Genomic DNA, 12,242 nt, shown 5'->3' with positions numbered 1-12,242 from the left:
GGCGCGCAGATGAAAGATTTCACAAGCACTATCCTGGTCAACCTGCTTCAGCGCGTCGTCGGCGAAGTTGATCCGGACCTGGTTTCGGGTCAACAAAGGTCGGATCCATTTGCCGGTGGTATCGCGTCCGCGGAATTCAAACGCGGTCTGGTGGACAAGGTGATGGCAAAGCACGGCCCGGGCCTGCTGCTTTCGGTAGGCCAGTATCTGCATCTGGCTGAGGAAACCCCGGTTGCGACTGTCTTCAGGCAGTCGGCTGATCCTCAGGTGCTGGCGACCAAATGGCTCCGGCTTGAACGCTATCACCATGCCTCGCACCGGACCCGGATCGAACCATTGGAAATGGAAGGCTGGGCCTGTCATCGTTACAGCCTCGGCTCCGAGCCGATACTGGGTGAAAACTGTCTTATCGCCGGCTTGCTGGTCGGGCTTGTCGAAATGATCGGCGTTGAGGATTGCCGGCTTCAGATCGGCGAATCGGACTTTGCCGCCGCCAACCTGCGAGACGCGGTTCTGCTGCCACAAGAATCGCTGGTGCAATTCCGTGTGCTTTGGTCGCAACCCCGGGGCCGGCAAATCTCGGCGGAGGCAACTGAGCTGGCCCATCCGGATGCTGATCTGGCGCGCCGGCTCGCGGAACTGCTCGGCAGCGATGTCGGGCGCAGTTGGAGAATCGACGACGCAGCAACACTGCTGGCCATGTCCAGGCGCTCTCTGCAGCGCCATCTCGCAGACAACGGCCGCAGTTTTTCAACCACTCTGCGTCAGGCGCGGATGCGTGAAGCGACTGAACTGTTGACCCGCACAGCTGCGCCGCTGTCGGAGATTGGCTATTGTTGCGGCTATGCCGATCAATCACATTTCCAGAGGGATTTTCACCGCGTCACCAACATCACCCCGAAACGGTTTCGCGAGATGTCAGGCGCAAAAGCAACTGGCGCAAACCGCGTGGCATTGGGCCGCCAAAACTGGAGGTGATAGCGGCGGTAAACTGCACGGGGATCACAAAATGGTTACCAATTTGTAATCTTTGGCAACACTTTGTGTCCTTGAAAAGCCACATTCAGGGGGCCAATTCATTGTTACCGGCAAACGAATAAGCCGCTGTCTGGAATTTCGGCTCGTCCCCCGCCGTCTCCAGACGATGGACTTGGACCCCCCGCCCCCTCAGTGGTCCTTGTCCGAAAAACGAGCCGTCATGACCTTCCCCCGGTCGTGGCGGCTTTTCTTTTGGCGGGCACCGGCTGTAGTCTGCAACCATCTGATTCCCCTCCGGAGCTTGTCATGACCGATCTTACCGCCGCCCTTTCTGCTGCCGACGCCAATCTCGATGACAGCCTCGAGCGCCTGTTCGGGCTGTTGCGTATCCAGTCGATTTCGACCGACCCGGCTTTCGCGCCCGAGTGCCGCCGTGCCGGCCAATGGCTGGTTGATGAGCTGACCTCGCTGGGTTTTGACGCAACACTGCGCGACACCACCGGCCACCCCATGGTGGTTGCCCATCATCCCGGCGCAACACCCGATGCGCCGCATTACCTGTTTTATGGCCATTACGATGTGCAGCCGGTCGATCCGCTCAATCTCTGGGTCGACCCGCCATTCGAACCGGCGATCAAGGAAATCGCTCCCGGCCGCAAGGCCATTACTGGTCGGGGCTCGTCCGATGACAAGGGACAACTGATGACCTTTGTCGAGGCCTGCCGGGCATGGAAGGCAGCCTCCGGCTCTCTGCCATGCCGCATCACCATTCTGTTCGAAGGCGAGGAAGAATCCGGTTCACCCTCGCTCAAGCCGTTCCTCAAGGCCAATGTCGACGAACTTACGGCCGAGTGCGCCCTGGTCTGCGACACCGGCATGTGGGACACCGAGACGCCGGCTATTGCAGTTGCACTTCGCGGTCTGGTCGGCGAAGAAGTGACGATCCATGCCGCTGACCGGGACCTGCATTCCGGCCTGTTCGGTGGCGCCGCCGCCAATCCGCTGCATATCCTGTCAAAAATCCTCGCTGATCTGCATGATGAAACCGGTCGCGTGACCCTTGAGGGATTTTATGACGGTGTCGAGGAAACCCCGGCGCAGGTGCTCACCAGCTGGGAAAGCCTTGGCCGGACCGCTGAAGACTTTCTGGGCGAAGTCGGGCTGTCGGTTCCGTCTGGCGAAAAGGGTCGCTCCGTTCTGGAACTCACCTGGGCCCGGCCAACTGCCGAGGTCAACGGCATGTGGGGCGGCTACACCGGCGAAGGCTTCAAGACTGTGATTGCGGCCCAGGCTTCGGCCAAGGTGTCCTTCCGGCTTGTCGGCAAGCAGGATCCGGAAAAGGTGGCAGCGGCCTTTCGCGCCCATGTCGAAGCCCGCCTGCCGGCCGACTGCACAGTCAGCTATGCGCCGCATGGCGGCTCGCCGGCCATCCAGCTGCCGTTTGATTCGCCGGTGGTCACCAAGGCGCGTTCCGCGCTGACCGATGAATGGCCAAAACCTGCCGTGATGATCGGCATGGGCGGATCAATCCCCATCGTTGGCGACTTCCAGAACATTCTAGGTTTGCAGTCGATGCTGTGCGGTTTTGGGCTCACCGATGACCGCATCCATTCGCCCAACGAAAAATACGACCTGACCTCCTTTGCCAAGGGGATTAGGTCCTGGGTCCGCATTCTCGACGCCTTGTCGGTGCGCTGAACCTCGACGTTGCGGCTCGATTGCCGATAGCGAGAGCTGGAAAGGGGTGGTTTCCTTAACCACCCCTTAAATCGTCGCATTTAGAGTGCTCACAGATCGCCGGGCAGTTTCGGAATGAGACAACTGATGTCTTGAGCCGGAATTGCTGTGAAACCAAAACCCGGACCGCTGTCGCAAACGCATCGAATGTGAAGCCGGCCGGGACTCATCAGCATCCGGACCCTCATGGCGCGCAAGAAAACCACCCGAAGCCGCATCGAACCTTCCTTTGAAGGCGGCCGCTCGAAAGCGACGTCGCGAACCCTTTCCGATGATCGCGTGGCCGGCAAATCCGCGTCCAAATCCGCTCCTCCCAAGCGCCGCAAGAAGCCATCGACGAAAGCCCGCAAGTCGAGGGCGCGCACATCGCGTGGCCGTCTTGCCGGTGTGCTGCGTGGCGCGATCTACTGGTGTTTTGTGCTGGCGATCTGGGGCGGCATCGCCATTGCCGGGGTGGTCATTTTCTACGGCGCGCGCATGCCAAGTGCGGCCACCTGGTCGATTCCCGACCGTTCGCCCAACGTCAAGATCGTCTCGGTCCGTGGCGAGACCATGGCCAATCGCGGCGCCACCGGCGGCGAGGCGCTGCTGCTCGGCGATATGTCGCCCTACATTCCGGAAGCCGTGATCGCTATTGAGGACCGCCGCTTCTATTCGCATTTCGGCGTCGATCCGATCGGATTGGCCCGCGCCATGATGGCCAATGTGATGGCCGGCAGGCTGGTTCAGGGCGGGTCGACACTGACCCAGCAATTGGCCAAGAACCTGTTCCTGTCGCCTGAACGGACGATTGAACGAAAAGTCCAGGAAGTGCTGCTGTCGCTGTGGCTGGAGCACCGCTTCTCCAAGGACCAGATCCTGGAAATGTATCTCAACCGGGTGTTTTTCGGATCCGGCGCCTATGGCGTCGAGGCCGCATCGCGGCGCTATTTCCGCAAACCCGCCCGCGATGTCTCGCTCGCCGAAGCAGCCCTTCTTGCCGGCCTGCTCAAGGCACCGTCGCGGCTCTCGCCCGCCCGTGACCCGAAGGCCGCCGAAGACCGGGCGCAGGTTGTGCTCGCTGCCATGCGCGATCAGGGCGTGGTTACCGACAGCGAAACCGCCACCGCACTGACAAGTCCGCAAGTCCGCGCCAAGAGCTACTGGACCGGCTCGGAAAACTATGTCGCCGATCTGGTCATGCAACGTCTGCCCGACCTGGTCGGCAAGATCACCGAGGATCTGGTCGTCGATACCACCATCGATTTCAATCTTCAGCACGAGGCCGAAAAGGCACTGCGGGCCGCGCTTGAGGAAAATGGCGCCAAGCTCAATGTCAGCCAGGGCGCGCTGGTCTCCATCGACGGCACCGGCGCGGTCAGGGCGCTGATCGGCGGGCGTGAATACGCCACCAGCCAGTTTGACCGGGCCACCGACGCCTTGCGCCAACCTGGTTCCGCGTTCAAGCCCTTTGTCTACACCGCAGCACTGGAACAGGGGCGGACACCGTTGTCTGTGCGCAACGATGCACCGGTCAAGATCGGCAAGTGGACTCCGGAAAACTATGACAACAAATACCGCGGCAAGGTCACCCTGTCGGATGCCTTGACCGATTCGCTCAACACGGTTGCGGCCCAACTGGTCATGGAAGTCGGCCCCAAGACCGTGGTCAAGACCGCCCACCGGCTTGGCATCGAAGCGCCGCTGCAGGCCAATGCCTCGATTGCGCTGGGCACTTCCGAAGTGACGCTGCTGGAACTGACCGGAGCCTATGCGCCGTTCATGAATGGCGGCTACAAGGCGACGCCGCATGTCATCCGCCGGATCACCACCCAGGATGGCAAGGTGCTTTATGAGAACACCTATGACAATCCGCCGCGTGTCATAGATCCTGCTGTTGCAGCGATGATGAACCAGATGCTGGTGCGTGTTGTCGAGGAAGGCACCGGCCACAACGCCAAGCTCGACAATTGGCCCGCGGCCGGCAAGACCGGTACCACCCAGTCCTATCGCGATGCGCTGTTTGTTGGCTACACCGCCAATCTTGCCACCGGTGTCTGGTTCGGCAATGACGATGGCAAGCCGATGAAGAAAGTTACCGGCGGCGGGCTTCCTGCCCAGACATGGAAACAGTTCATGCAGGTGGCCCATGCCGGCCTGGCGCCAGTCAACCTGCCGCTTGGCGGACCGGTGCCGCCTGTCGCCATTGATGGACCCGCTTCCGGCGCCGGCGATGCGGTGGCCGATCTTGTGCGCGATCTGGCGCCGGTGCCGGTTTCGCGCGATGCAACAAGCGCCACCGGGCAGGGCTTTCCGACCCCGCCTGCCGATATCGGCGGCGGCGATGCCGCGAACGGGAATGGAAAAAGAACCACCCTGCTTGATATCCTGATGGGCAATTAATACCTAAACTTGTCGCTTGAGTCGGTAAAACAAACTTCAGCTCATCAACTGGTGGTGCTGTGACGCTTGCAGTCTTGAAGCGACATTCTTATATACCCATCAACGCTTCCAGCGGGCGCCGCTTTGATGCGGCCTTGGCTTGGGTAGCGGAGACGGATGACGTTCGTCATCCTGTTTTCAGTAATGTCCCGTTAGGGGCTGTCGATGGAACGCCTGACCGGGTCCCGGCAGCTCGCTTCAAGGAGAATGTAATATGGCGAAAGTAATCGGTATCGACCTCGGAACCACAAATTCCTGTGTCGCAGTGATGGATGGCAAGGACGCCCGCGTGATTGAAAACGCGGAAGGCGCCCGCACAACACCTTCCATGGTAGCCTTCAGCGATGATGGCGAGCGTCTGGTTGGCCAGCCGGCCAAGCGGCAGGCTGTCACCAATCCGGAAAACACCCTGTTTGCGGTCAAGCGCCTCATCGGCCGCCGCTATGAAGACAAGGCCGTCACCAAGGACAAGGAACTTGTCTCGTTCAAGATCGTCCGCGGCGACAATGGCGATGCCTGGGTCGAGGCCAATGGCGAAAACTATTCTCCGGCTCAGATTTCGGCGATGATTCTTCAGAAGATGAAGGAAACCGCAGAATCCTATCTTGGTGAAAAGGTCGAACAGGCCGTCATCACGGTTCCGGCCTACTTCAACGACGCCCAGCGTCAGGCCACCAAGGACGCCGGCAAGATTGCAGGCCTTGAAGTGTTGCGCATCATCAACGAGCCAACCGCTGCGGCGCTGGCCTATGGATTGGACAAGACCGAAGGCAAGACCATCGTGGTCTACGACTTGGGTGGCGGCACCTTCGATGTGTCGATCCTCGAGATCGGCGACGGCGTCTTCGAAGTCAAATCGACCAATGGTGACACTTTCCTTGGCGGTGAAGACTTTGACATGCGTCTGGTTGGCTATCTGGCTGACGAGTTCAAGAAAGAGCAGGGCATTGACCTGAAAAAGGACAAGCTCGCGCTGCAACGTCTCAAGGAAGCTGCGGAAAAGGCCAAGATCGAACTGTCTTCGCTGGCCCAGACTGAAATCAACCTGCCCTTCATCACCGCCGACGCTTCCGGGCCGAAGCACCTGACGATGAAGCTCAGCCGTTCCAAGTTCGAAAGCCTGGTCGATGATTTCGTCCAGCGCACCATCGGGCCCTGCAAGGCTGCTCTCAAGGATGCCGGTCTTCAGTCCGCTGAAATCGACGAAGTGGTTCTGGTCGGCGGCATGACACGCATGCCCAAGATCCAGGAAGTGGTGAAGAAGTTCTTCGGCAAGGAGCCCCACAAGGGCGTCAACCCGGACGAAGTTGTTGCCATGGGTGCCGCCATTCAGGCCGGCGTGCTGCAGGGTGACGTCAAGGATGTTCTGCTGCTCGACGTGACGCCATTGTCACTCGGCATTGAAACACTTGGTGGCGTCTTCACTCGCCTGATCGACCGCAACACCACGATCCCGACCAAGAAAAGTCAGGTCTTCTCCACTGCCGAAGACAATCAGAACGCAGTGACGATCCGGGTTTTCCAGGGTGAGCGCGAAATGGCCGCCGACAACAAGGTTCTCGGTCAGTTCGATCTCGTCGGCATTCCGCCGGCCCCGCGCGGTGTTCCACAGATCGAGGTCACGTTCGACATCGACGCCAACGGCATCGTCAACGTCTCTGCCAAGGACAAGGGCACCGGCAAGGAGCACCAGATTCGCATCCAGGCCTCTGGCGGTCTGTCCGACGCCGACATTGATGCGATGATCAAGGAAGCGGAGACCAATTCCGAGTCCGACAAGAAGCGTCGTGCCGGGGTTGAGGCCAAGAACCAGGGCGAAAGCCTGATCCACTCCTCGGAGCAGTCGCTCAAGGAATATGGCGACAAGGTTTCCGACGAGGATCGCACCGCGATCACCGAGGCGATCGCAGCCCTCAAGGCCGCGGTGGAAGCTGAAGAAGCCGATGCCGAAGACATCACGAAAAAGAGCCAGACCTTGATGGAAGTCTCCATGAAGCTGGGTCAGGCCATATACGAGCAGACCCAGGCTGAAGGTGATGACGGCGATGCACAGGCGGAAGGCGATGAAAAAGTCGTCGACGCCGACTTCGAGGAAGTCAACGACGACGACGACAACAACGACGAGAAGAAGTCAGCCTGATAGGCGAACGCAAAGGACCCGGGAGTTAGCTCCCGGGTCTCTACCCGGCATCTCGGCCGGTAGCGGTAAGTTAACTCAGGACGTCGGCGGATTAGCATGGTTAAGGTAGACTTTTACGAAACACTCGGCGTGGCGCGTGGCGCGGACGAGAAGGAGCTGAAAAGCGCCTATCGAAAACTCGCGATGAAATTCCACCCGGACAAGAATCCCGACAATGCCGATGCCGAGCACAAGTTCAAGGAGATCAGTGAGGCTTACGAGACCCTGAAGGATCCCCAGAAGCGTGCGGCCTATGACCGGTTTGGCCACGCTGCCTTTGAGCAGGGCGGCCCCGGCGGAATGGGCGGCGGCGGTGGCGGATTTTCCGACATTTTCGAGGATATTTTCGGCGAGATGATGGGTGGCCGTGGCGGCCGACGCTCGGCCGGTGGCCGCGAGCGCGGTGCAGACCTGCGCTACAACATGGAAATCTCGCTTGAGGAAGCCTACGAGGGCAAGACCGCCCAGATCCGGGTTCCCACGTCAATCACCTGTGATGTCTGCAGCGGTTCGGGCGCAAAGCCCGGCACCCAGCCAACCACCTGCGCCACCTGTGGCGGTGCCGGCCGTGTTCGCGCGGCGCAAGGCTTCTTTTCGGTCGAGCGCACATGCCCGACCTGTCATGGCCGCGGCCAGACCATTACCGATCCGTGCACCAAATGCGCTGGCCAGGGCCGCGTCACCGAAGAGCGTTCGCTATCGGTCAATATCCCGGCCGGCATCGAGGATGGCACCCGCATCAGGCTGACCGGCGAAGGCGAGGCCGGTATGCGCGGCGGACCTTCCGGCGATCTCTATATTTTCCTCTCGGTTCGTCCCCATGCGGTGTTCCAGCGCGAAGGTGCGGACCTGTATTGCTCAGTGCCGATTTCGATGACCTCGGCGGCGCTTGGCGGCAAGTTTGAAATCACCACGATGGATGGCGCGCGATCACGCGTTGCGGTGCCCGAAGGTACCCAGCCTGGCAAGGAATTGAGGCTGCGCGGCAAAGGCATGCCGGTGCTGCGCTCGGCTCAATTTGGTGATCTCTACATTCGGATTACAATCGAGACGCCGCAGAAACTGTCCAAGCGGCAACGTGAACTACTGACGGAATTTCAGGAATTGTCTTCAAAAGAGACCAGTCCCGAATCCACCGGCTTTTTTTCGCGGATGAAGGGCTTTTTCCATACATTGACTGACTGATCTTGCAGCCCATCCCGGCGTTGCTCAGGATACACCATGTTTTTGATCCAGAAATTGTCGTGTAGATTGTATTTTGGATGGGGTGCCGACGCCGGAGGGGCAGGCCGTGAGCATGAGTTTTCCTGAGCGAATCGCCAAGCATTTTGATGACGAGATTCGTTTTTTCAAAGGCTGGATGCACGGTCCGAAGGCCGTCGGCGCTATCATGCCAACCTCATCGATCACTGCACGTTCCATGGCCTCGGTGATCAATCCCGCGTCCGGGCTTCCGGTGCTTGAGTTGGGACCGGGAACGGGCGTGATCACCCGCGCCGTTCTGGCCCGTGGTGTGGCTCCGTCCGACCTCGTGTCGATTGAGTTTTCCTCCGATTTCCATGCCCGTCTGAAACTCGATTTCCCTGGAGTTCATTTCATTTGCGGCGACGCGTTCGATCTGGGCACAACACTGGGAAGCTTGAAGACCAGTCTCTTTGATTGCGTGATCTCCGGTATTCCGTTGCTCAATTTTCCCATGGCCCAGCGCGTTGCACTGGTTGAAGACCTTCTCGATCGCCTGCCGCCGGGACGACCCGTCGTGCAGTTTTCCTATGGCCCGAAATCACCGGTGACGTCGCGCGGCGTCAGCTTCGAGGTGGTGCACCACGATTTCGTCATGCGAAATGTGCCACCGGCGAGATTGTGGATCTACCGGCGGCCGGTTTGAGCTTAAGAAGACGCCGAATGGCTGCATTTTGCAGGCAGCAACGGACACGAGTGTGTCCCACTCAACCGGCGACAGTGCAGCGGAGTAGCAGATGATACCCAAGATCCTGGTTTTGCCCGGCTCCAACCGGAGCAACTCTTTCAATGCGGGATTGGCTGCTGCGGCGTCTGTGGAACTGGCCAGGCAAGGCGCGGATGTGACCCGTATCTCGCTGATTGATTACCCGCTGCCCATCGTTGACGAGGATCTGAAAAACCAGTCGGGTATCCCTGAAAACGCCATGAAGCTTGGGCGCATGATTGCTGCACAGGACGGTGTGTTTCTGTGTTGCCCGGAATACAATTCATCAATCCCGCCGCTGCTCAAGAACATGATCGACTGGGTCAGTCTGATTTCAAAGGATGGCGACCGTGCGTTCAAACCGTGGGCGGGCCGTTATGTGGCGCTCGGCTCGGCATCCAATGGCAAATTTGCAGGCATTCGGTGCCTCGGTCATGTCCGCCCTGTGATGATGAATGTTGGCGCACAGGTCATCAGCGAGCAATGTTCGGTTGGCGCCGCAGCCACTGCCTTTGACGAGGAAGGGCGGATTACCGACGAGCGCACACAGGCGATGTTGGCCAAGGCTTGTAAGTCCCTGATCACCCATTGCGTCATGATGAACAGCCGCTGAGCCGGCAAGTATTGCCGCCACGGCGGTTCGAGCAGGGTTGCGAAGCTTTTGTCTTCATGCGAGGACCGGAAAACACGGAGGGAATGCATCATGGAAAATGCAGTGCTTGATCAATCTGTGCCTGCCAGTGAAATCATCGACCCGCGCTTGATTGTCGCGCTCGACGTGCCCACGGTTGCCGAAGCCGAGGCTTTGGTGACGCGTATTGGCAATGAAGCGGTATTCTTCAAGATTGGATATCAGCTCGCCTTTGCCGGCGGATTGCACCTGGCGCGGGATCTCAAGGCGTCGGGACACAAGGTCTTCCTTGATATGAAGCTCCTCGATATCGACAACACGGTCGCCAAGGGTGTCGAGAACGTTGTTGGCATGGGCGTCGATATGCTGACCCTGCACGCCTATCCAAAAGCCATGCGCGCCGCAGTCGAGGCCGCCCGGGGCAGCAATCTGTGTCTGCTGGGCGTGACAGTCCTGACCTCGATGGACGCTGATGATCTTGCTGAAGCCGGCTATGCATATACCCCCGAACAACTGGTGCTGCGCCGTGCCGCGCAGGCGCGCGATGCGGGCATGGGCGGCATCGTCTGCTCGGCCGCCGAAGCCAAGGCTGTGCGGGCTATCGTTGGTCCTGACATGGCCATCGTCACGCCGGGCATCCGGCCTTCAGGCACCGACCACGGGGATCAGAAAAGGGTGATGACGCCTGCACAGGCTCTTCAAGCCGGCGCGTCGCATCTGGTGGTCGGCCGACCTGTTTCGGCGGCAAGTGACCCAGCCGCCGCCGCCCGCGCAATCCGCCTGGAAATGGCGCAGTTTTAGAACCGGAAGGAACGGGATCATGGCCAAGGGATACTGGATCGGGCGGATCGATGTGCATGATGCGGAGGCTTACAAGGCCTATGTCGAAACCGCGACGCCAGCCTACAAGGAGTTCGGCGCGACATTTCTGGTCCGCGGTGGTGAATTTGACCCGGTCGAAGGCGCATCACGGGCCCGCAACGTCGTTATCGAGTTCCCCAGTTACGAGGCTGCCCTCGCCTGCTACAATTCAAAGACCTATCAGAAGGCCCGTTCGATCCGCCAGAAATTCTCTGATGGCGAACTGATCGTCATCAAGGGTCATGACGCCTGATGCATGTGAACGCGGTCTGATCCATTTGGTGCAGGCTTTGCCCTTCACCTTGGCGCCGTTATTGACTATGAGCTTGGATGGACTGCAGTCGCAGTTGATTGACCAATTGCATTTATCCTCGCAGCGGCATCGATTTGGGGATAAAGCCGAGCACCAGATTATTCCTGCTGCAGCGCGTATTTGCGTTAGATTTGACGCACGGCGCTTCAGTCATATCCACCTGCCCCAATGATCCTGTCAGGGAGAGCACAGATGACATCGCTGAACCAACCCAAGCTCGTCACGGTATTCGGCGGGTCCGGCTTTGTTGGCCGCCACGTGGTACGCGCGCTTGCCCGCCGCGGTTACCGGATCCGTGTTGCGGTGCGCCGACCCGATCTCGCCGGTCATCTTCAACCCCTGGGAGGAGTTGGCCAGATTGTCGCCATCCAGGCCAATTTGCGAAACCGTGATTCGGTAGACCGGGCGGTTCAGGGTTCGGATCATGTCGTCAATTGCGTCGGTATTCTTTTCGAGTCCGGACGCAATACCTTTGATTCGGTCCAGGGTTTTGGCGCCCGCGCGGTCGCCGAAGCAGCCCGTGCTGCAGGCGCTAGACTGACCCATATCTCGGCCATTGGCGCCGATGCCGAATCAGCGTCTGATTACGCCAGATCCAAGGGTCTCGCGGAGGCTGCCGTTGCTAAGATCCTGCCTGACGCAGTGATCCTGCGTCCCTCGATCGTTTTTGGCCCGGAAGACGGATTTTTCAACAAGTTTGCTGAAATGGCCCGCTTCGCACCGGCCCTGCCGCTGATCGGTGGCGGCGAAACCAAATTCCAGCCGGTCTATGTCGGAGATGTCGCGGAAGCCGTCGCGCGCAGCGTCGATGGAAAGCTGATTGGCGGAACGATTTACGAACTCGGCGGAGCGCGCGTGATGAGCTTCAAGGAATGCCTTGAGGAGATCCTCAAGATCACGCACCGCAAGCGCGCTTTGGTGACATTGCCTTGGGCGCTGGCGTCGATGATTGGCAAGATCGCCAGCTTCATTCCATTGATTGACCCGCCATTGACCGGCGATCAGGTCATTCTGCTCAAGACTGACAATGTTGTCTCCGCCGAAGCAACAAGTCAGAGCCGCACTTTGGCTGGTATGGGAATTGCGCCATCCACCGTGGAGGCGATCCTGCCGAGTTACCTCACCCGCTACCGTCCGCACGGCCAGTATAGCGGCACGGGGAGCGAAGCCTGAG

At 59.6% G+C, this 12,242-nt stretch carries 10 protein-coding genes; all 10 read left to right on the top strand.

Annotation, left to right across the window (positions count from 1 at the left end; all coding sequences use genetic code 11):
* Positions 1 to 9 precede the first annotated feature (9 nt).
* Positions 10 to 978, top strand: a complete 969-nt coding sequence (locus IMCC20628_RS24415) for an AraC family transcriptional regulator (protein ID WP_197078354.1) — start codon at positions 10 to 12, stop codon at positions 976 to 978.
* A 306-nt stretch (positions 979 to 1,284) separates the two neighbouring features.
* Positions 1,285 to 2,676: a M20/M25/M40 family metallo-hydrolase gene (locus tag IMCC20628_RS20520; RefSeq protein ID WP_047031744.1), complete on the top strand. Its 1,392-nt coding sequence runs from the start codon at positions 1,285 to 1,287 to the stop codon at positions 2,674 to 2,676.
* Between the two features lie 225 nt (positions 2,677 to 2,901).
* On the top strand, positions 2,902 to 5,097 hold the full coding sequence (locus IMCC20628_RS20515; RefSeq protein WP_047031743.1) for a transglycosylase domain-containing protein: 2,196 nt from the start codon (positions 2,902 to 2,904) through the stop codon (positions 5,095 to 5,097).
* Positions 5,098 to 5,350: 253 nt separating this feature from the next.
* Entirely contained in the window at positions 5,351 to 7,276 is a 1,926-nt protein-coding gene (gene dnaK, locus IMCC20628_RS20510; RefSeq protein WP_047031742.1) for a molecular chaperone DnaK, read from the top strand.
* Between the two features lie 96 nt (positions 7,277 to 7,372).
* The gene (gene dnaJ, locus IMCC20628_RS20505) at positions 7,373 to 8,500 is read left to right on the top strand and encodes a molecular chaperone DnaJ (RefSeq protein ID WP_047031741.1); all 1,128 of its coding nucleotides are present in this window, start codon (positions 7,373 to 7,375) and stop codon (positions 8,498 to 8,500) included.
* A 112-nt stretch (positions 8,501 to 8,612) separates the two neighbouring features.
* Positions 8,613 to 9,203: a phospholipid N-methyltransferase PmtA gene (gene pmtA, locus IMCC20628_RS20500; protein WP_047031740.1), complete on the top strand. Its 591-nt coding sequence runs from the start codon at positions 8,613 to 8,615 to the stop codon at positions 9,201 to 9,203.
* A 91-nt stretch (positions 9,204 to 9,294) separates the two neighbouring features.
* Positions 9,295 to 9,876 carry an NAD(P)H-dependent oxidoreductase gene (locus tag IMCC20628_RS20495; protein WP_047031739.1) on the top strand — a complete coding sequence of 194 codons (582 nt, stop codon included), beginning with the start codon at positions 9,295 to 9,297 and terminating at the stop codon, positions 9,874 to 9,876.
* 90 nt (positions 9,877 to 9,966) lie between these two features.
* Positions 9,967 to 10,695, top strand: coding sequence for an orotidine-5'-phosphate decarboxylase (gene pyrF / locus IMCC20628_RS20490; protein WP_156174597.1), 729 nt, complete (start codon positions 9,967 to 9,969; stop codon positions 10,693 to 10,695).
* A 19-nt stretch (positions 10,696 to 10,714) separates the two neighbouring features.
* Positions 10,715 to 11,008 (top strand): DUF1330 domain-containing protein, encoded by a 294-nt coding sequence (locus IMCC20628_RS20485; RefSeq protein ID WP_047031738.1) that lies wholly within the window; start codon positions 10,715 to 10,717, stop codon positions 11,006 to 11,008.
* A 252-nt stretch (positions 11,009 to 11,260) separates the two neighbouring features.
* On the top strand, positions 11,261 to 12,241 hold the full coding sequence (locus tag IMCC20628_RS20480) for a complex I NDUFA9 subunit family protein (protein ID WP_047031737.1): 981 nt from the start codon (positions 11,261 to 11,263) through the stop codon (positions 12,239 to 12,241).
* Position 12,242: the final 1 nt, after the last annotated feature.

The sequence above is a fragment of the Hoeflea sp. IMCC20628 genome (assembly GCF_001011155.1).
Classification (GTDB): Bacteria; Pseudomonadota; Alphaproteobacteria; order Rhizobiales; family Rhizobiaceae; genus Hoeflea.
Note: the sequence above shows the minus strand (reverse complement) of the source record. Positions and strands in the feature narration are given on the sequence as shown.